This window comes from Paraburkholderia phytofirmans OLGA172 (genome assembly GCF_001634365.1).
Taxonomy (GTDB): Bacteria; Pseudomonadota; Gammaproteobacteria; order Burkholderiales; family Burkholderiaceae; genus Paraburkholderia.
Genome location: NZ_CP014578.1, coordinates 3,440,409 through 3,460,823 on the forward strand (window position 1 = coordinate 3,440,409; position 20,415 = coordinate 3,460,823).

20 protein-coding genes are annotated in these 20,415 nt (G+C 62.3%); 2 read left to right on the top strand and 18 right to left on the bottom strand.

The genetic code is table 11. The features are described from left to right. Positions 1 to 60: 60 nt before the first annotated feature. Both AYM40_RS15085 and AYM40_RS15090 read right to left on the bottom strand, forming a co-directional pair. The gene (locus tag AYM40_RS15085; protein ID WP_063496907.1) at positions 61 to 861 is read right to left on the bottom strand and encodes an enoyl-CoA hydratase; all 801 of its coding nucleotides are present in this window, start codon (positions 859 to 861) and stop codon (positions 61 to 63) included. 63 nt (positions 862 to 924) lie between these two features. Beyond that, entirely contained in the window at positions 925 to 1,848 is a 924-nt protein-coding gene (locus tag AYM40_RS15090) for a histone deacetylase family protein (protein WP_063496908.1), read from the bottom strand. 243 nt (positions 1,849 to 2,091) lie between these two features. On the opposite strand from AYM40_RS15090, the gene mltB reads away from it, so the two are divergent. Then, positions 2,092 to 3,276, top strand: a complete 1,185-nt coding sequence (gene mltB, locus AYM40_RS15095; protein WP_236720849.1) for a lytic murein transglycosylase B — start codon at positions 2,092 to 2,094, stop codon at positions 3,274 to 3,276. A gap of 146 nt (positions 3,277 to 3,422) precedes the next feature. Here mltB and cysM read toward each other — a convergent pair whose 3' ends face one another. The 15 genes from cysM to serC form a co-directional block, all read right to left on the bottom strand. After that, positions 3,423 to 4,325 carry a cysteine synthase CysM gene (gene cysM / locus AYM40_RS15100; protein ID WP_063496909.1) on the bottom strand — a complete coding sequence of 301 codons (903 nt, stop codon included), beginning with the start codon at positions 4,323 to 4,325 and terminating at the stop codon, positions 3,423 to 3,425. Positions 4,326 to 4,638: 313 nt separating this feature from the next. Further along, the gene (locus AYM40_RS15105; protein WP_063496910.1) at positions 4,639 to 5,040 is read right to left on the bottom strand and encodes a ComEA family DNA-binding protein; all 402 of its coding nucleotides are present in this window, start codon (positions 5,038 to 5,040) and stop codon (positions 4,639 to 4,641) included. 77 nt (positions 5,041 to 5,117) lie between these two features. Continuing rightward, positions 5,118 to 6,110, bottom strand: coding sequence for an ADP-glyceromanno-heptose 6-epimerase (gene rfaD / locus AYM40_RS15110; RefSeq protein WP_063496911.1), 993 nt, complete (start codon positions 6,108 to 6,110; stop codon positions 5,118 to 5,120). Between the two features lie 246 nt (positions 6,111 to 6,356). Beyond that, on the bottom strand, positions 6,357 to 7,364 hold the full coding sequence (gene rfaE1 / locus AYM40_RS15115; RefSeq protein ID WP_082855089.1) for a D-glycero-beta-D-manno-heptose-7-phosphate kinase: 1,008 nt from the start codon (positions 7,362 to 7,364) through the stop codon (positions 6,357 to 6,359). Continuing rightward, the gene (locus AYM40_RS15120; protein WP_063496913.1) at positions 7,318 to 8,733 is read right to left on the bottom strand and encodes a UDP-glucose dehydrogenase family protein; all 1,416 of its coding nucleotides are present in this window, start codon (positions 8,731 to 8,733) and stop codon (positions 7,318 to 7,320) included. The genes rfaE1 and AYM40_RS15120 overlap by 47 nt, the downstream gene beginning before the upstream one ends. Positions 8,734 to 8,859: 126 nt before the next feature. Then, complete coding sequence (gene lapB, locus AYM40_RS15125) at positions 8,860 to 10,035, bottom strand: lipopolysaccharide assembly protein LapB (RefSeq protein WP_063496914.1); 1,176 nt, start codon at positions 10,033 to 10,035, stop codon at positions 8,860 to 8,862. Positions 10,036 to 10,104: 69 nt separating this feature from the next. Beyond that, entirely contained in the window at positions 10,105 to 10,398 is a 294-nt protein-coding gene (locus tag AYM40_RS15130; protein WP_063496915.1) for a LapA family protein, read from the bottom strand. A 276-nt stretch (positions 10,399 to 10,674) separates the two neighbouring features. Beyond that, positions 10,675 to 11,001, bottom strand: coding sequence for an integration host factor subunit beta (locus AYM40_RS15135; RefSeq protein ID WP_063496916.1), 327 nt, complete (start codon positions 10,999 to 11,001; stop codon positions 10,675 to 10,677). Between the two features lie 32 nt (positions 11,002 to 11,033). Next, positions 11,034 to 12,767 (bottom strand): 30S ribosomal protein S1, encoded by a 1,734-nt coding sequence (gene rpsA / locus AYM40_RS15140; RefSeq protein WP_063496917.1) that lies wholly within the window; start codon positions 12,765 to 12,767, stop codon positions 11,034 to 11,036. 149 nt (positions 12,768 to 12,916) lie between these two features. Continuing rightward, positions 12,917 to 13,603 (bottom strand): (d)CMP kinase, encoded by a 687-nt coding sequence (gene cmk / locus AYM40_RS15145; RefSeq protein WP_063496918.1) that lies wholly within the window; start codon positions 13,601 to 13,603, stop codon positions 12,917 to 12,919. 35 nt (positions 13,604 to 13,638) lie between these two features. Then, complete coding sequence (gene aroA / locus AYM40_RS42490; RefSeq protein WP_063496919.1) at positions 13,639 to 14,943, bottom strand: 3-phosphoshikimate 1-carboxyvinyltransferase; 1,305 nt, start codon at positions 14,941 to 14,943, stop codon at positions 13,639 to 13,641. Between the two features lie 18 nt (positions 14,944 to 14,961). Further along, positions 14,962 to 15,903: a prephenate dehydrogenase gene (locus AYM40_RS42495; protein ID WP_063496920.1), complete on the bottom strand. Its 942-nt coding sequence runs from the start codon at positions 15,901 to 15,903 to the stop codon at positions 14,962 to 14,964. 51 nt (positions 15,904 to 15,954) lie between these two features. Then, positions 15,955 to 17,067 carry a histidinol-phosphate transaminase gene (gene hisC / locus AYM40_RS15160; protein WP_063496921.1) on the bottom strand — a complete coding sequence of 371 codons (1,113 nt, stop codon included), beginning with the start codon at positions 17,065 to 17,067 and terminating at the stop codon, positions 15,955 to 15,957. 81 nt (positions 17,068 to 17,148) lie between these two features. Then, the gene (gene pheA, locus AYM40_RS15165; RefSeq protein ID WP_063496922.1) at positions 17,149 to 18,231 is read right to left on the bottom strand and encodes a prephenate dehydratase; all 1,083 of its coding nucleotides are present in this window, start codon (positions 18,229 to 18,231) and stop codon (positions 17,149 to 17,151) included. A 78-nt stretch (positions 18,232 to 18,309) separates the two neighbouring features. Next, complete coding sequence (gene serC, locus AYM40_RS15170; protein WP_236720959.1) at positions 18,310 to 19,356, bottom strand: 3-phosphoserine/phosphohydroxythreonine transaminase; 1,047 nt, start codon at positions 19,354 to 19,356, stop codon at positions 18,310 to 18,312. Between serC and AYM40_RS42500 the strand changes: the two genes are divergently transcribed. Beyond that, the gene (locus AYM40_RS42500; protein ID WP_236720970.1) at positions 19,246 to 19,569 is read left to right on the top strand and encodes a hypothetical protein; all 324 of its coding nucleotides are present in this window, start codon (positions 19,246 to 19,248) and stop codon (positions 19,567 to 19,569) included. The genes serC and AYM40_RS42500 overlap by 111 nt on opposite strands. Positions 19,570 to 19,747: 178 nt before the next feature. Here AYM40_RS42500 and AYM40_RS15175 read toward each other — a convergent pair whose 3' ends face one another. Then, positions 19,748 to 20,350, bottom strand: coding sequence for a DUF2059 domain-containing protein (locus AYM40_RS15175; protein ID WP_063496923.1), 603 nt, complete (start codon positions 20,348 to 20,350; stop codon positions 19,748 to 19,750). Positions 20,351 to 20,415 lie beyond the last annotated feature (65 nt).

Sequence of the window (20,415 nt, forward strand, 5' to 3'; positions counted from 1 at the left end):
CCTCGGACCTCCGCCGACCTGAGTGCCGGACCCGGCCCCGCCAGGAACGGCCCAACCCGGCTAGCGCTTCCAGTCGGGTGGTCGCTTGTCGATAAACGCCTGCACGCCTTCGAGCGCCGAGTCATCCATCATGTTGCAGGCCATGGCCTGGCCGGCTAGCTGATACGCCGCTTCGATGCCCATTTCGAGCTGGCGATAGAAAAGGCCTTTGCCGGCGCTCACCGCTTCGACGGGTTTCGCGCAGATGCTTTTCGCGAGCCGCGCGACCTCTGAATCGAGCGCATCTGCCGGAACCACACGATTCACGAGGCCTTGCTGCTTCGCCTGCGCGGCGTCGATGAAATCGCCGGTGAGCAGCATTTCAAGCGCCGCCTTACGCGACAGATTGCGCGACAGCGGCACCGAAGGTGTAGCGCAGAAAAGCCCCAGATTGACACCCGAGACGGCAAAGCGCGCAGTATCGGCAGCGACTGCCAGATCGCACATTGCGACCAACTGGCAGCCGGCTGCAGTGGCGATGCCGTGCACGCGCGCAATCACCGGTTGCGGCAAGCGCTGGATCGTCAGCATCAGCTTCGTGCAGCGCGCGAACAAGGCCTGGTAATAAGCCAGCGACGGCGCCGCTCGCATTTCCTTCAGATCGTGCCCCGCGCAGAACGCGCGGCCGGCGCCGGCGATCACCACCACCCGCGCGTTGGACGCTGCCAGCGCCGTTAGCGTCGACTGCAACGCGTCGAGCAGGGCTTCGGAGAGCGCGTTAAAGGCGTCGGGCCGGTTCATCGTCAATCGGACGACGCCCGGCACGCCGTACGCGTCGTGTTCGATTTCGACCAGCGGAGCACTGCGCACCTCGGCATTCATAGCTCGCTCCTCGTTGAATTCATGCGGTTCGCGACGCTCGCGCAACGCCTGCGGCGTGGCCGCTTAGATCCCGGCCAGCGAGCGCACGTGCGCGACCACGCTGCGCCCGAGCGCCGACAGGTTGTACCCGCCTTCGAGACAGCTGACGATCCGCCCACGCGCATAGCGCTTCGCGATCTCGCGCATCTGGTCGGTGATCCAGGCGTAGTCGTCTTCGACGAGACCCATGTTGCCGAGATCGTCTTCGCGATGCGCATCGAAGCCGGCCGAGATGAAGATCATCTCCGGCTTGAAATCATGCAGGCGCGGCAGCCACATCATGTCGACCGCCTCGCGTACCGCCGTGCCTTTCGAGCGCGCCGGCATCGGCACGTTGCACATGTTGGGCGCCTGATTGTCGGCGCCGGTGAACGGATAGAACGGATGCTGGAAGATGCTGCACATCAGCACCCGCGAATCGCCCGAAAAGGCCGCTTCGGTGCCGTTGCCGTGATGAACGTCGAAATCGACGATCGCGACGCGCTGCATGCCGTGTACCTCGAGTGCATGACGCGCGGCGATCGCGACGTTGTTGAAGAAGCAGAAGCCCATCGCGCGCGCCGGCTCCGCATGGTGGCCAGGCGGGCGCACGCTGCAGAACGCGTTCTCATAGCGGCCTTCGATCACGGCGTCGGTCGCGGCCACCGCGGCGCCGGCTGCGCGCAACGCGGCCTGCAAAGTGTGCGGGTTCATCGACGTGTCGGGATCGATTTCGGCGAGCCCCTCCGTGGGTGACCGGCTGCGGATGTAATCGACGTGGGCTTGCGTATGCACGCGCAACAGCGCGGCTTCATCGGCGAGCGGCGGCGATTCGCGCTCGATCAGCGAGTCGATGCGGCTCGCGATCAATTGATCTTCGATTGCCTGCAGGCGCGCCGGGCATTCGGGATGCCATTGCCCCATATCGTGCAGCAAACAATCGGCGTGGGAATAAAAGCCAGTTGCCATGATTCTCGTCCGCGGCGCGGCGCTTTCAAAGCGCGCGCGGCGTGTCTCCGTCCAGGGGCGCGCACACTGGGCGCACCAACATTTGCCAAGTTACCACACCATGCGACTGCGACGCGCCGGGCACAGTTTTGCGGAAGGCGTCGGGTATACTGCCCCGATCCGTTTTCCCCTGTCTCTTTCGCACTGCGCCCCTAGCTCACTATGACCGTCAAGCTTGCTCTGTCTGCACGAAACCGGCTACGCATGAAGACCGTGGCCGCCGCACTGTCCGTCGCATCGTGCATGTTCATGGCAACCAGTCCGGCGATCGCGCAAAGCGCCGCGAAAAAACCGCTGCTGCTCGCGCAAAGCCAACCGCAACCGGCGGTGCCGCAAGGGCAAACCTTCGAAGAAGAGATCATTCCGCAGCGCTATGCGAACAATCCGAACGTGGACGCGTTCATCAGCGACATGTCGGCGCGCTATGACTTCGACGAAGCCGCATTGCATGCCCTCTTCGCGCGCGTGAGCTATTCGGCTACCGCAGTCAAGCTCGTCACGCCGTCACCTTCGCCGACGATCAAGAACTGGCGCGTGTATCAGTCGCGCTTTCTCGACCAGGTGCGCATCAACGCCGGCGTGAGTTTCTGGCGCGCCAACCAGGCCACGCTGCAACGCGCCTATGAAGAGTTCGGCGTGCCGCCGGAAGTGATCGTCGGCATCATTGGCGTGGAGACGATCTACGGACGCTTCATGGGCAACTTCCGTGTGCTCGACGCGCTGACCACGCTCAGCTTCGACTACCCGAATACCGCCAATCGCGCGGATCGCCAGGCGACCTTCCGCAAGAATCTTGAAGACTACCTGGTGTGGACACGCGATTCGCAAATCGACCCGACCACCGTGCTCGGCTCCTACACCGGCGCGATCGGGATTCCCCAGTTCCTGCCGAGCAGCATCGTGCAATACGCGGTGAGCTACGACGGTAACAAGCAGATCGATCTGCGCACGAGCGAGGCGGATGCGATCGGCAGCGTGGCGAATTATCTGCGCCAGAATGGCTGGGAAAACGGCCGGCCCGTGGTGTGGAAGATCGGCATGGACGCCGGCAGCCTGGGCGTGGCGCAAGCGGCCGCCGACGGTAAGCCGGAGCCGCATTGGCCGCTGGACCAATTGCTCCGGGCCGGGCTGCTGCTGGACGAGCCGGGCGTCGATATCGCGTCGGAGGCCGCCACGTCGGTGACGGTGGTGGATCTGCCGTCGCCGGGCCGTGGTACGGAGTACATGCTGGGCTTGAAGAACTTCTATGTGCTGACGCGCTATAACCGCAGTTTCTTCTACGCACTGGCGGTTTATCAATTGGGCCAGCGGGTCAAAGCGCAGATGGTGGCGAGCGACGCGGCGAACGCCAGCAGCAATGCGGCGGCGCCAGGCGCGGCTTCGCAATAAGCTGAGCGGCGGGCGTCAGACACTCCGTTGCCAGACACTCACCGCGTCACGAACGGGTAGCATGCGACACAAAAAAGCGCCGGGTCGACCGGCGCTTTTTTATTGGCCACCCAAGATTGAGGGCCGCTCAACTCGCCGAAGCGCAATCAAGCCGGGAATACACCCGTCGACAGATACCGGTCGCCCCGATCGCAGACGATAAATACGATCGTCGCGTTCTCGACCTGACGCGCGACGCGCAGCGCCACCTCACAGGCCCCGCCCGACGAGATGCCGGCGAAGATCCCTTCGACCGAGGCCATGCGCCGCGCCATTGCTTCGGCCGCGGCCTGGCTCACGTTCTCGACGCGGTCCACGCGGCTACGATCGAAAATCTTCGGCAAATAGGCTTCCGGCCATTTGCGGATGCCCGGAATGCGCGAACCCTCTTCCGGCTGCGCGCCGATGATCTCGATCGCCTGATTCTGTTCCTTCAGATAGGTGGACACGCCCATGATCGTGCCGGTTGTACCCATCGACGAGACGAAGTGCGTGATGCGCCCTTCGGTGTCGCGCCAGATTTCCGGACCGGTGCCTTCGACGTGGGCGGCCGGATTGTCCGGATTCGCGAACTGGTCGAGGATGATGCCCTTGCCTTCGCGCTGCATCTGTTCGGCCAGATCGCGCGCGTATTCCATGCCGCCCGTCACCGGCGTCAGCACGATCTGCGCGCCATAGGCCGCCATGCTCTGACGGCGCTCCACCGACAGGTCCTCTGGCATGATCAGCACCATCTTGTAGCCGCGGATCGCCGCCGCCATCGCCAACGCGATACCCGTGTTGCCGCTGGTCGATTCGATCAGCGTGTCGCCCGGCTTGATACGCCCGCGTGCTTCCGCTTTCTTGATCATCGCCAGCGCCGGGCGGTCCTTCACCGAACCCGCGGGATTGTTGCCCTCGAGCTTCGCAAGGATCACGTTATTGCGGCTGCGGATCTCGTCGTCAGGGAGCCGGACGAGTTGCACGAGCGGCGTATTGCCGATCGTATCTTCAATCGTTTTGTAAGCCATGTCGGTTCTGGTGCTGTCGGTGCGCGGAGTCTTTAATCTATCGATTCTAAACCACCGTGCGCGCGGTTGCCGTGCGGCCCTTCTGTCCGCATGGATGCAGCGATGCCAGGTGGCTAAGTGCATAGCGCTCATCGGGCCCGCAAATACAGCGCAAATAACCACGCAAAAAGCCCGCGGCTGAGAACCGCGGGAGCCAGTCATCTGCATGACAGCTGAAGGAGTGTTCTTACCCACTCCGACCATGAAGGGGAACGACGGTAACGGACCAGGCGCGCGAGACGTGACCCGCCTCGCGCGCACGGCCCGCGTCAGGCTATTTCTTCACCGCCACAGTGGCGTTGCTCTTTGGGGTAGTGGCCGCGTTGCTCGAGTTGGCCGGATTGGCGCCATTGCCCGCAGCGGCCGCGCCTTTGGTCTGTGCAGACGCCGCAGCCTGCGGGTTAGCAGCCGCGCCAGCCGGACCGACAGCGAGACCCTCCGCCTGCAGGCGCTCGACGGTATGCCCGCCCATGCCTTTGACGCGCTTGCCGAGATCGGCCGGGTCCTTGAATGGACCATGCGCTGCACGCTCTTCGAGAATGGCTTTCGCTTTGGCAGGGCCGATGCCCTTGATGCCGCGCAGCGCGTCCTCATTAGCCGTGTTGACGTCGACCGCCGCATAGGCGTGGCCGAAAGCGGCCAGCATGGCCGCGGTAACCAGCATTTTTCGAAACATATGGAATCTCCCTCGTACAACCGGTTGGCGACCATCACCAACCGGGAGATTCCAGTTTAAAGAGGTATCCGAAAGATTTACACCTGGCCGAATAGCCAACGTACGTAGCGATCGACACCTTCCTGCACGCTCAGGAACGGCGCGTCGTAGCTGGCAGCACGTAGCTTCGTGAGGTCGGCTTGAGTGAAGCACTGGTACTTGCCGCGCAATGCATCGGGGAACGGAATGTATTCGATCAACCCGCGCTGCACCTGATCCGCGAGCGACAACGGCGGCTCGTTGTTCAACGCACGCAGCGTGTTGACCACCGTGCTCGCGATGTCGTTGAACGGCTGGGCGCGGCCACTGCCCAGGTTGAAGATGCCCGACTTGTCCGGATTGTCGAAGAAGAACAGGTTCACGTTGACCACGTCTTCGACGGAGACGAAGTCGCGCGTCTGCTCGCCGGCGGCATAGCCGTTGTATTCGCCGAACAGCTTGACCTTACCTTCCGCGCGAAACTGGTTGAAGTTGTGAAACGCCACCGACGCCATGCGCGCCTTGTGCGTCTCGCGCGGCCCGTACACGTTGAAATAGCGGAAGCCGGCAATCTGGCTCTTCGCGGTGGGCAGGACACGGCGAATCACCTGGTCGAACAGGAATTTCGAATAGCCGTACACGTTCAGCGGCTGCTCGACTTCGCGCTCTTCAACAAAGCGGCTCGAACCGCCATACGTTGCCGCCGAGGACGCATACAGAAACTGGATGTTCTGCGCGAGACAGACGTCGAGCACTTCACGGCTATAGCGGAAGTTGTTGTCCATCATGTAGCGGCCATCGGTTTCCATCGTGTCCGAGCAGGCCCCTTCGTGGAAAATCGCCCGCACTTTGCCGAAGTCGCCCCGCTTGAAGCGTTCGACGAATTCGGTCTTGTCGAGATAATCGTCGATCTCGCAGTCGACGAGATTCTTGAACTTGTCCGCGCGCGTGAGGTTATCAACCGCGATGATGCGTTGTTCACCGCGCTCGTTGAGCGCCTTCACGAGATTGCTGCCGACAAAGCCGGCTGCGCCGGTGACGATGAGGGTCATGATGATCCTGCGGTAATGAGCTTTGCATGGGACCGGAGTAAGTGCTAAAGCGCTAACTCCAGTCGACAGCTTTGCATGGGACCGGAGTAAGCGCTAAAGCGCTAACTCCGGTCGACAGCTTTGCATGGGACTGGAGTAAGCGCTAAAGCGCTAACTCCAGTCGACAAATTCAGGTGGCGCCTCGCGGGTTCCGGTTTTGCGCTGCTGAACCGGACGCGCGCAAAGCAGGGAACCCGGCGGGCTGCATCAATGAAAAAGTTCGTCGTAGTTGACGGTGGCAGTGCCGAGCTTGCCGACCACGATGCCGGCCGCGCGATTCGCGAGTCCTACCGCCTCGACCAGCGTCAGGCCCGCGCCGAGCATGGCGGCAAGCGTGGCGATCACAGTGTCGCCCGCGCCCGAGACATCATACACTTCACGTGCGACAGCCGACGCGTGCAGCAAGCCGTCGTCGGAGAAGAGCGTCATGCCCTCTTCCGAACGCGTCAGCAGCAACGCCTTGAACTCGAGATCGGCGCGCAGTTTGGTCACACGCGCGATCAGATCTTCTTCGGATTTCCACTGTCCGACCACCTCGCGCAACTCGGCGCGATTCGGCGTGATCAGCGTGGCGCCGCGATAGCGCTCCCAGTCGTCGCCCTTCGGATCGACCAGCACCGGCTTGCCCGCCGCACGCGCTTTCGCGATCATCTGCGTGACGTGCGTGAGACCGCCCTTCGCGTAATCGGACATCAGGATCACGTCGTGCGAGGACAGCAGGTCGTCGAAACGCGCGAGACCCGCGAGCAACACTTCGTGAGCCGGCGAGTTTTCGAAGTCGACGCGCAGCAACTGCTGCTGGCGCGACAGCACGCGCAGCTTGATTGTGGTGAGCAAATCCGGATCGCGCTCCAGATGCAGCGCCACCCCGCTTTCGCCGAGCAGTTGCACGATGCGCTCGCCGGGCTCGTCGTGGCCGACCACGCACAGCAAACCCGCCTGCGCGCCGAGTGCAACCGCATTGCGCGCCACGTTCGCCGCGCCGCCGAGACGGTCTTCCTGACGCTGCACATGCACGACCGGCACCGGCGCTTCCGGCGAAATACGGTTCACGTCGCCGAACCAGTAGCGATCGAGCATGACGTCGCCGACCACCAGCACGCGCGCCGCGCCGAGGCGTTCGCGCGGCACCACGGTAAGTGCCGCCGTGGGTACGGACTGAGCAGCCTCAGGCATTGCTGGAGACATCGGCCGGAAATTCAGAGGGTTGGGCATAAGGCCGTCCGATCGAGTGATAGTCGATGCCGAACTCGGTCATGGCGTCCGGCTCGTACAGATTGCGGCCGTCGAAAATCAGCGGTGACTTCAGCACCGATTTCAGATGCACGAAATCCGGGCTCTTGAATTCTTTCCATTCGGTGACGACCACCAGCGCGTCGGCGCCGGTGAGCGTTTCGTCCTGAGTGCTCGTGAACGTGAGCCGCGCTTGCTGTTCCGGCGCATCGTGCAGATCGATGGCGAACACGCGGCGCGCTTCGGCCACCGCGACCGGATCGTAGGCGCGCACGTGGGCGCCACGCGCCAGCAATTCGGCGATCACGCGACGGCTCGGCGCCTCGCGCATGTCGTCGGTATTCGGCTTGAACGCGAGGCCCCACACGGCGAACGTGCGGCCGCTCAGGTCTTCACCGAGCTTGCCCGTGATCTTCTGCACCAGCACGTCTTTCTGCTTGTAGTTCACTTCCTCGACCGCTTCGAGGATGCGCAGATTGTGGCCGCTTTCGCTAGCGGCGCGGATCAGCGCCTGCACGTCCTTCGGGAAGCACGAGCCGCCGTAACCGCAACCGGCATACAGGAAGTGATAACCGATACGTGGGTCCGAGCCGATGCCGCGACGCACCGCTTCGATATCCGCGCCGACCCGGTCCGCCAGATTCGACATCTCGTTCATGAACGAGATGCGCGTGGCAAGCATCGCATTGGCTGCGTATTTCGTGAATTCAGCCGAGCGCACATCCATGTACAGCGTGCGTTCGTGGTTGCGGTTGAACGGCGCGTACAGACGCTTCATCAGTTCGCGCGCGCGCATGCCGGCTTCGTCTTCGTCGCTGCCGAGCACGATGCGATCGGGGCGCATGAAGTCGTCGACGGCCGCGCCTTCCTTCAGAAACTCAGGGTTCGACACCACCGAGAAGCGGTGCTGCTCGCTATCGGCGAGCCCGCGTTTGGCCAGTTCCTCTTCGACCACCGCGCGCACGCGTTGGGCGGTGCCGACCGGCACCGTCGATTTGTCGACGATCACCTTGAAGCCGTTCATCGTGCGGCCGATGTTGCGCGCCGCTTCGAGCACATATTGCAGATCGGCCGAGCCGTCTTCGTCGGGCGGCGTGCCGACGGCGATGAACTGCACCTCGCCGTGCGCCACGCTGGCTTCGATATCCGTCGAAAACGTGATGCGGCGCGCCTTGCGCGTGCGGGCGATCATCTCGAGCAAACCCGGCTCGTGGATCGGCACGCCCCCGTTGTTGAGGATTTCGATCTTGCGCGGATCGACGTCGAGACAGAAGACGTCATGGCCGATTTCGGCGAGGCACGCGCCGGTGACGAGTCCAACATAGCCCGTGCCGATAATGGTGATTTTCATACGCTTTCCGGTAGAGGGTTCCGGTGAGGGTTTCTCGTAGTGAACAAGGCCGCCATGATCCCGCCCGGCCTAATCCGCCCGACGGGCCACCGTCGTTGCGGCGCAGCTATACGATTGCATTCGCGATCAATTCGACGCCGTGATCGGTTCGACGCGACGCGGCGCATAGGTTTCCCAACCGCTGCAACCCGGACACTGCCAGTAGAACAGCCGCGCCCTGAAACCACAATTCTGGCACGTATACCGTGGCAGATTTTTGGTGCGCTGACGGATTAGCGTACGCATCAGTTCAAGCTCGCTACGCCGCGGCTCTTCCGCGACAGCCTCCTGGGCTTCCAGAAGACGCGTCATGCCCGCCAGATTCGGCGACTTCTGCATCTGCGAGCGCGCCAGCGCATGCGCGGCGTCGGGCCCGCGTACCGCCGCAATGTGCTGATAGGTCACGTCGAGCAGATCGTTCGACGGATAGCGGTCTACCCACGTGATGAGCAGATCGGCGCCATCCTGCGGACGGCCGAGCGCCTCATAGGCCTTCATCAGCTTTTCCGCGACGAGCGGCAGATAGGCGGGATTCTGTTCCTCGACGCGCCGCCATTGGGCGATCGCTGCCTCTTGCGAACCGGCCGTCGCGTCGACGTCGCCGAACAGGATCGTGGCGCGGACATTGGTCGGGTTCGCCTTCAACGCAAAACCTAGCTGACGGCGCGCCTCATCTGCGTTTTTCTGCTGCAGCGCTTCCTGGGCGAGCTCGCAATAGAACTGCGCGATGTCCTTGTCGAGCGACTCGGCGCCCATTGTTTCCAGGTGGCGCGCGATGTCGATCGACTTAACCCAGTCTTTCTCGATCTGGTAGATGGTCAGCAGCGCCCGCTGCGCACCCAGCGCGTAATTGCCGGTTTCGAGCAAGCGGAAAGTCTCCTCCGCGCGATCGAGCAAACCGGCTTTCAGGAAGTCCTGGCCTAGTTCGTAGAGCGCGTGATCGCGCTCGGTAACGGGCAGATCGGTGCGGCTCAGCAGGTTCTGATGCACGCGGATCGCGCGGTCCGTCTCACCGCGGCGGCGGAACAGATTCCCCAGCGCAAAGTGCAGCTCGATCGTTTCCGGGTCCAGCTTGACGACTTCGATAAACGCGTCGATCGCCTGGTCAGGCTGCTCATTGAGCAGAAAATTCAGGCCGCGGAAGTACGACCGCGGCAGGTTGGCGCTTTCGGACAGCAGCGTCTTGAGGTCGTAGCGCGCGGCCATCCAGCCGAACGCAAAAGCGACGGGTATGACAAGCAGCCACCAGAAGTCTAGATCCATGCGATTAATGCAAATATGCGAGACGGCGGGAACGGAAAGCCGCGCTTCAGAAACACGGCAGAAGACAATTTAGATCAGCGGCGGCATGGGCGGTTGTTCAACCACTACCGGGGTTTCGCGCGCCACACGCAACTCGCGCTTGAGCCGGCCATTCTCCATGCGCAGCCGCACCATGGCTGGCATTGACGACACCAGCCCGGCTAGCAGCCCCACCACGAAGAACGCGAGGCCGATCAGGATCAAAGGCGCCGGCCACGCGTAGCCAGCGAGGAAATTCAGCGTAGCGGGTTGTGTATTGGAGAGCGCGAGCACCAGCAGGAGCACGAACACCAACACACGGATCAGCCAGACGATAAATTTCATGAATAGGTCTCTTGACGGCAGTTGCGGGGTGACGCCGGCCTGATGACGCGTCGCGCCACGGTGTTGCCCGCGCCGAAGTGACCCGTATTGTAATGGATGCCCTCGCGGCTGGGCAGGAACTGGCTGATAGCGGAACTTACAACGACAATGAACGAAAAGTACGGACGAAAAACCGACGAAAAAAAAGCGCCCGAAGGCGCTTTTTCTGGTCTTTTGCCGTCTGGCTTTGGCCGCTGACGCTAACCATGCCATGCTGCGAACCGCACAGCGAAGCATTTACAGGTCTTCGTCATCCGGCTCATCGGCCTTCAGCGGCTCGCCCGAACGTCGATCTACCCGCTCGCGCAATTCCTTGCCCGGCTTGAAATGCGGTACGTACTTCTCAGGTACCAGCACCTTCTCGCCCGACTTCGGATTACGCCCGACGCGGGAGGGACGACGATTAAGGCCGAAGCTGCCGAAGCCGCGAATTTCAATGCGATGACCATTGGCAAGCGCCTCGGACATCGCATCAAGCATCGTCTTCACCGCGAAATCCGCATCTTTAAGTACAAGCTGCGGAAATCGCGTAGCCAGCTGGGCGACCAATTCCGATTTGGTCATACTGCAGCAGACCTCTCAAGAAAACTCAAGGCTTACTGGTTCTGGCCGTCGAGCTTGGCCTTCAGCAGCGCACCGAGGTTCGTCGTGCCGGTAGCAGCCGAACTCGAATCCGACGAAGCCAGGCCGCGGATCGCTTCCTGTTGCTCAGCCGAATCCTTGGCCTTGACCGACAGGTTGATGCCACGCGACTTGCGATCGATGTTGATGATCATCGCGTTGACCTTGTCGCCTTCCTTCAGCACGTTGCGAGCATCTTCCACGCGGTCTTGTGCGATTTCCGAAGCACGCAGGTAGCCTTCGACTTCCGCCGACAGCGTAACCACAGCACCCTTCGCATCTACCGTCTTGACCACGCCGTCGACGATCGAACCCTTGTCGTTCATTGCAACGAAGTTGCTGAACGGGTCGCCTTCGAGCTGCTTGATGCCCAGCGAAATGCGTTCCTTCTCGACGTCGATGCCGAGAACGATCGCTTCCACTTCGTCGCCCTTCTTGTACTTGCGAACCGCTTCTTCGCCCGTTTCGCTCCACGACAGGTCCGACAGATGAACCAGACCGTCGATGCCGCCCGGCAGACCGATGAAGACGCCGAAGTCGGTGATCGACTTGATTGCGCCTTGCAGCTTGTCGCCCTTCTTGAAGTTGCGGCTGAAGTCGTCCCACGGGTTCGGCTTGCATTGCTTCATGCCGAGGCTGATACGGCGGCGGTCTTCGTCGATTTCGAGAACCATGACTTCGACTTCGTCGCCCAGCTGAACAACCTTCGACGGTGCAACGTTCTTGTTCGTCCAGTCCATTTCCGACACGTGAACCAGGCCTTCGATGCCCGATTCCACTTCGACGAATGCGCCGTAGTCGGTGATGTTGGTGACCTTACCGAACAGGCGCGTGCCCGACGGGTAACGGCGGGAAATGCCTTCCCACGGATCGTCGCCCAGTTGCTTGATGCCCAGCGAAACGCGGTTCTTCTCTTGATCGAACTTGAGGATCTTCGCGGTGACTTCCTGGCCAACCGACAGAACTTCGCTCGGGTGACGCACACGACGCCATGCGATGTCGGTGATGTGCAGCAGGCCGTCGATACCGCCGAGGTCCACGAACGCGCCGTAATCGGTGATGTTCTTCACCACGCCTTCCACGATCGCGCCTTCCTTCAGCGTTTCGAGCAGCTTTGCGCGCTCTTCGCCCTGGGTCGCTTCGATCACGGCACGGCGCGACAGCACGACGTTGTTACGCTTGCGGTCGAGCTTGATGACGCGGAATTCCAGCGTCTTGCCTTCGTACGGGGTCGTGTCCTTGACCGGACGCGTGTCAACCAGCGAACCCGGCAGGAACGCGCGGATGCCGTTGACCATGACGGTCATGCCGCCCTTGACCTTGCCCGTGATCGTGCCGGTCACGAGTTCGTTGTTGTCGAGAGCCTTTTCCAGCGACAGCCACGAAGCGAGGCGCTTCGCCTTGTCGCGCGACAGGATCGTGTCGCCATAGCCGTTTTCCAGCGCGTCGATCGCGACGGAAACGAAGTCGCCCGCCTGCACTTCTACCTCGCCCGCGTCGTTCAGGAACTCTTCGAGCGGGATGTAGGCTTCGGACTTGAGACCAGCGTTGACGACCACGAAGTTGTGGTCAACACGCACGACTTCGGCGGAAATCACCTCGCCAGCGCGCATGTCTTGCTTGGTCAGCGACTCTTCGAACAGAGCCGCAAAAGATTCGGTATTCGGGTTGGAAGTTTGCAGGTCGGACATAAAAATCAAAATTTGCATGGTTCTCGCGGTGCCCGGCTGGCCGGATGGTCAGCAACAACGGCCAAGAAAGCGAATGCCACGCGGGGTTAAGGGGTTAATACACGCTCCACGACACACGCGGAGCACCTACTGACAACACTACTTCTACTGCGCCCGCCACTTAAATTTCAAGCATGCGGAACCCATGCTTCATACCACTGCACCACCTGCTCGACCGCCTGGTCGATGGACAATGCGGAGGTATCAAGCAGCTTTGCATCCGCTGCGGGCTTGAGCGGCGCGGCCGCGCGCTGACTGTCACGCTCGTCGCGCTCACGCAAATCCCGGAGCAAGTCATCTATATTAGCAGAAAATCCTTTTTGGATCAATTGCTTATGCCGGCGCGCCGCACGAGCCTCGACGCTGGCGGTCATGAACACCTTCAACACGGCGTCCTGGAAGATCACCGTGCCCATATCGCGGCCGTCGGCAACCAGCCCCGGTTCCTTACGGAAAGCCCGCTGACGGGCCACCAGCGCGGTTCGCACGGGCGCGTGCACGGCAATCGCCGAGGCGCGGCTGCCGACTTCCTCGGCGCGAATGTCGGCGGATACGTCGGCGCCGTCCAGCTGCGCCAGCCCCTCGCGAAAGGTGATGTGCAGATCGTCGATCAGTTTGACTAGCGCGTCGACGTCATCCGCCGCGATGCTGTAGCGCATGCTGGCGAGCGCGGCGAGCCGGTACAGCGCGCCGCTATCCAGCAAATGGAAGCCGAGATTCGCGGCAACCAGCGCGGCCACGGTGCCTTTGCCCGAGGCGCTGGGGCCGTCGATCGCAATGACGGGCGTTTGGTGAAAGGGACGGATCGGTTTCATCGAAAAAGTCGCGCGTCAGTCGATTCAGAAGCGAATCAGGGTTGAGCGAGCGCGGTGAAGCGCTCGAAATAATCGGGGAACGTCTTGCCGACGCACTTCGGGTCGTTGATCCGGATCGGCACGCCGCCCAGGCTCACGAGCGAGAAGCACATCGCCATACGGTGATCGTCGTAGGTGTCGATCGAGGCGTTCGGAATCAGTTTTTCAGGCGGCGCGACGACGAGGAAATCCTCGCCTTCCTGCACCTTTGCACCGACCTTGCGCAGTTCGGTGGCCATGGCGGCGATCCGGTCGGTTTCCTTCACACGCCAGCTGGCGATGTTGCGCAGTGTGGTCGTGCCGTCCGCGAACAGCGCGGCGACGGCAATCGTCATCGCAGCATCGGGAATCAGGTTGAAGTCCATGTCGATCGGATCGAGCTTGCCGCTGTCGTTGCCGACGCCGCGCACTTCGATCCAGTCGTCGCCCATCTGCAGGTTCGCACCCATCTTGATGAGCGCATCGGCAAAGCCGACGTCGCCCTGAATGCTGGCGCGGCCCACACCCTCCACCCGCAACGGGCCGCCGCCGAGTGCGCCCGCAGCGAGGAAATACGACGCCGACGACGCATCGCCCTCCACCATGATGGTGCCCGGCGATTGATAGCGCTGCCCCGCCGGCACGACGAACTGATGCCAGCCGTTGCGCTCGACCTTGATGCCGAAGCGCTCCATCAGCTTGATCGTGATCTCGATGTACGGCTTCGAGATCAGCTCGCCGTCCACCTGCACGGTGGTCACGCCGCTTTCCGTGCGCAACAGCGGCAACGTCATCAGCAGCGAAGTCAGGAATTGGCTCGACACGTCGCCACGCACGCGGATTGGTGCGTCGGCCGCGATTTGCGCCGGGCGAATCCGCAGCGGCGGATAGCCTTCATTCTCTTCGTAGTCGATCTTCGCGCCGATCTGCCGCAAGCCGTCGACCAGGTCCCCGATCGGCCGCTCGTGCATGCGCGGCACGCCGTGAATGCGATAGTCGCCGCCATTCACCGCGAGCGCCGCGGTTAGCGGGCGCACCGCCGTGCCGGCATTGCCGAGGAACAGATCGGCCGTGCGCGCCGTGAAGGCACCACGCGTGCCGGTCACGACACAGCTGTCGCCCTCGCGCGTCAAGCGCACACCAAGCTTTTCGAGCGCGTCGAGCATTACGCGGGTGTCGTCGGAGTCGAGCAGATTCGTGATCGTCGTTTCGCCTTCGGCGAGCGCCGCGAGCAGCAGTACGCGGTTCGAAATGCTTTTCGAACCGGGCAAACGAACCGTGCCGGACGCACGAGAAAATGGTCCGAGATCGAGGAATTCCATGATTGAGTCCAGTTCCGGTTATGTCGAGGCGTCGCCGAGTGCGGATCCGGCAGCGCGCTGTTCCTGCCATTCGCTGCGCGCGACGCGCGAGCGCGCGAACACGGCTTCGAGCGCGGCGCCGTCGCCAGTGTCGATCGCCGCTCGCAGGCGTGCGAGCACCGCCGTATACGCATCGAGTTCGTCGAGCAACGCGGCGCGATTCGCCACACACACGTCACGCCACATTTCCGGGCTCGACGCAGCGATGCGCGTGAAGTCGCGGAAGCCGCCGGCGGCGAATGAGAATTTCAGCGCAGCGTCGGGCGAGTTGAGAATCTGCTCGACCAGCGCGAACGACAAAACGTGCGGCAAATGGCTGACCGATGCGAGTACGCGGTCATGCTGCTCGGGCGTCATCTCCCGCACACAAGCGCCGGTAGCGCGCCACATCGCGGCAACACGCTCGACCGCTTCCGGCGCGTTCTCCGGCAGCGGGCACAACACGACGTTGCGATTCACGTACAGATCGGGCAAGGCCGCATCCGGGCCGCTCGCCTCACGGCCGGCAATCGGATGCCCCGGCACGAACTGGCCGATGCGCGCGCCGAGCGCCGCACGCGCGGATGCGACCACATCGGACTTGGTGCTGCCGGCATCGGTGACGATCGTGCCTGCGTCGAGAAACGGCGCAATGCGCTCCAGCAGCGGCTGTGTCTGCGCAACCGGCGCGGCAAGCACCACGATATCCGCGCCGGATAGCGCAGCACGCAGCGCGGCGGCGTCGTTCAGTGCCGCGGATCCGTCGATCACGCCCAATTCCAGCGCGCGCGCCGTCGACGCGAACGAACGCCCGACACCGATCACTGCGCGCGCGCCTGCCGCCTCACCTCGCTCGCGCAATGCACGCGCGAGCGATCCGCCGATCAGGCCGACACCGAAAATCACCAGCTTGTTAAAAGAGAACGCGGCCACGTCGGTCACAGAAAAAGCGCGCCTTCCGTAAAGTGAGGCGCGCGGGTCAAGGTCAATCGCTTATGCGGTAGCGAGCGTCTTTTCGAGCGCCACGAGGAACGCTTCGTTTTCTGCCGGCAGGCCGATCGTGATGCGCAGCCATTGCGGCAAACCGTAGTTGCCGACCGGGCGAACGATCACGCCCTGCTTCAGCAACTCCACATTGACGCGGTTGCCCGCTGCATCGTCGTTGCCGACACGCACCAGCACGAAGTTACCGTCCGACGGCACATATTCGAGGCCGAGTTTGTCGAACGCTTCGGTCAAAAGACGATAGCCTTGCGCATTCAGGGCCGCGCTCTTTTCCAGAAACGCCTTGTCGCTCAGCGCCGCGACCGCCGCGGCTTGCGCCAGCGTGTTCACGTTGAACGGCTGACGCAGACGGTTCAGCAGGTCGGTCAACCCGGGCTGCGCGATGGCGAAGCCGACACGCAAGCCCGCGAGGCCGAACGCCTTCGAGAACGTGCGCGACACCAGCAGATTCGGGTAACGGCGCACCCACGCGATCGAATCGTAGCGCTTTTCTTCCGGCAGATATTCCGTGTACGCCTCGTCGAGCACGACGACCACGTGAGGCGGCACCTTGTCGAGAAACGCTTCGAGCTTCGCGCCTTCGATGAACGTGCCGGTCGGGTTGTTCGGGTTTGCAACGAAGATCAGGCGGGTGTCGTCCGTGATCGCAGCGAGCATCGCGTCAAGATCGTGGCCGTACTTGACGGCCGGCACGACGATCGCCCGCGCACCCACACCTTGCGTGGCGAGCGCGTAGACCGCGAACGAGTATTGGGCGTAGACGATCGATTGGCCCTTCTCGACGAACGCATGCGCGGCGATTTCGAGAATGTCGTTGCTGCCGTTGCCGAGCGTGACCCAGTCGGCCAGCACGCCGTAGCGCTCGCTCAGCGCCGCCTTCAGCTCGAATGCATTCGCGTCCGGATAGCGGCCGAGTTCGCTGGCCGCTTGCGCCATGGCGCGTTGCGCCGATTCCGGCATGCCGAGCGGATTTTCGTTCGACGCGAGCTTCACGATGGTCGCTTCGTCGAGGCCAAACTCGCGGGCCACTTCCGAAATCGGCTTGCCGGCGATGTAAGGCGCAATCGCGCGCACATAGGAAGGACCGAAGGACGTTGTCATGAAAATCTCCGAACGACTAATTAGTAGTAGATAAATATGCGGCAGGCGCGCCAGAGCGGCGTGAGCGCGCCTCGACAGCCATTAGCGGGCGCGCGGATACGAGCCGAGTATCTTCAGGAACGCGGCCTTCTGGCCGAGTTCGGCTAACGCGGCAGCGACCGCCGGCTCATCGCGATGGCCTTCGACGTCGATATAGAAGTAATACTCCCACGTGCCGACGCGCGCCGGACGCGACTCGAAACGGGTCATGGATACGCTATGACGCGCCAAAGGCTCCAGCAACTTGAACACCGCGCCCGGCTCGTTCGCGACCGAAACGATCAACGAGGTCTGGTCGTGTCCGCTGACGCCGGTGCGTTCCTTGCCGATCATCACGAAACGCGTGCGGTTGTGCGGATCGTCCTGGATCAGGGCGTAAGCGACCTGCAGACCGTAATGCGTCGCGGCGCGATCGCCGGCGATGGCGGCGACGGTCGGATCTTCCGCCGCCATGCGCGCGGCTTCGGCATTGCTCGACACCGCCTGGCGCTCGAGATGCGGCGCGTTGGTCGCGAGCCAGCGCTGGCACTGCGCGAGCGCCTGCGCGTGCGCACACACCCGCTTCACGCCGGCGAGGGCACCATTCAGCGTCAGGAGGTTGTGGTGAATCGGCAAGGCCAGTTCGCCGCCGATCGTGAGCTGGGTTTGCAGCAGCAGATCGAGCGTGCGCGACACCGCGCCTTCAGTCGAATTCTCGACCGGCACAACGCCGAATTCGGCGGCGCCGGCTTCGACCGAGCGAAATACTTCGTCGATCGAAGGGCACGGCAGACCCTCGATCGACTGACCGAAGTACTCGTGCATCGCCTGTTCGCTATACGTGCCGACCGGGCCGAGATACGCGGCCTTGATGGTCTTTTCGAGCGCGCGGCTCGCGGCCATGATCTCGCGCCAGATCGCGCTGATATGCTCGCTGGCCAGCGGGCCGTCGCTCATATCCTGCAAGCGCGCGATCACCTGCTGCTCGCGCTCGGGGCGGAACACCGGCGCATTGAAATGCTTCTTCACCTCGCCCACTTCGAGCGCCACTGCGGCGCGCTGATTGAGGAGCGCGATCAGCTGCGCGTCGAGCGCGTCGATGCGTTCGCGAAGGGGTTTGAGTCGGGTATTGAGTTCGTCGTCCATGCGTGAAAACGGCCCTGCCGGTAGCTGCTGCACAAATGCGTGCTGGAAAGGATGCGCGTGCCTGAATATCGAAGACGATCAGGCACTGCGCTGTTCGAATTCCTTCATGTATTCGACAAGCGCTTTGACGCCTTCGAGCGGGACGGCGTTATAAATCGACGCCCGCATGCCGCCGACGGACTTGTGGCCCTTTAGCTGCACCATTCCCCGCGCTTTCGCGCCGGCCAGGAAATCTTCGTTGCGCGACTCGTCGGCGAGGAAAAACGGTACGTTCATCCGCGAGCGCGAGCCACGCTCGACCTTGTTCAGATAGAAGCTGCTCGAATCGATCGCGTCGTACAACAGCTTCGCTTTTTCGAGATTACGCGCTTCCATCATGGCAAGGCCACCCTGCTTCTTCAACCACTTGAACACCAGCCCTGCGATGTAAATCGCGTACGTGGGCGGCGTGTTGTACATCGAATTGTTCTCGGCGACGGTTTTCCATTCGAACGCCGACGGGCAGATCGCTTGCGCGCGGCCCAGCATGTCTTCGCGCACGATCACGACCGTCACACCCGCCATGCCGATGTTCTTCTGCGCGCCACCGAACAGCACGCCGTATTTGGCGATGTCCATCGGACGCGACAGGATGTGCGACGAGGCGTCCGCCACCAGCGGAATATCGCCGAGGTCCGGAATCTCGAACGTCTCGACGCCGTGAATAGTCTCGTTCGTGCACAGATGCACGTACGCGGGATCGTCCGACAGTTGCCATTCCGAGCGTGCCGGCGCGCGCGTGAAGCCTTCGGCCGTCTGACCGCTCGCCGCTAGATGCACCGTGCCGTACTTTTGCGCCTCCTTGAACGACTTCTGCGACCACGAACCCGTCACGACGAAATCCGCACGCGCCTTGGCACCCATCAGATTCATCGGCACGATCGCGTTTTCGCCCAAGCCACCGCCCTGCAGAAACAGGATGCGATGGCTAGCGGGCACGTCGAGCAAGTCACGCAGATCGACGAGTGCTTTCTCATGGATCGACATGAATTCTTTGCCGCGATGGCTCATTTCCATCACGCTCATGCCACTGCCCTGCCAATTGAGCATCTCGTCGGCTGCCTGACGCAGCACTTCTTCGGGCATGGCAGCCGGGCCAGCAGAGAAATTAAAAACGCGCATCGTGAGATCCTGGAAGCTGGCGCGAAAAACGAACAGATCGCGCAAAAATCGGCGAAGTTGGCAGCCGTAAAGGCTGCCGCTGCAACGGCAGCCGCTGCAAAGGCAGCCTCTGCAAAGTTAGCGCCGCGAACTCGGCAATGCGAGTTTGACGACGCGCGTTTGACAGCACGTATTTAGCAACACTTTCACGCCCAAAAAGAAAATGGCCGTCTGCGCGTGTGCGCAAACGGCCATTATCGCATTGTCACTGCCAACCCGCCAAACCCGGCCTGCCGCCCAGCACGCCGTATAGCTTGCCAAGCGGCGGCTAGCGCGATGTCAGCGCAGCCTTTTGACTTTTGGCTAACTAGCTGGCTTACTTAGCCGGCTTGACCGAAGCGACTTCCTTGTCAGCCTGGTCGCGCGTTGCCTTGATCGATTGCGGCATGTACTTTTGCATCAAGCCATTCACGACGTCGCGGCCAACCTGGTCTTGCACCTGGATGAACTTGCGGCCGGTCGGGCTCTTGTAGAACGCGGTCAGATCCTTAATTTCCGACGTGCTGTAGTACTTCGCGTAAGCGTCGTACTGAGCTTGCATTGCGTCTTGACGGAAGGAGTCAGTTGCGAACACCTGGCCTGCGCCATCAACCAGCTTCGGCACTGCATTCTTTTGCAGCGTCGGGACGGAAGCCTGCTTCTGCTTGTCCGTCATCGTCTTGTTTTCGCTCAGGGCGTCCGACAGGATAGCCGGAACCAGCTGCTTGGCTTGCATCTGGGCGCTGTTGCCGATTGCGCCGACGAGCTTTTGCGCGTCGATTGCGTCCAGCAGATCCTTGATTGCAGCCTGCTTGGCCGGATCAACCGGTGCCGCGGCAGCAGCCGGAGCCGCCGGTGCCGAGCTCTGCAGAGCTTGAGCCATAGCGAAGGTCGGCACGAGAGCAGCCAGCAACATCAGTTGTTTGAATCGTTTTTGCATCATTACTCCCTAAGAGAAATTAACTTGAACTGCAAGCTGCGCGGGACGCGTATCGGCCCGACACG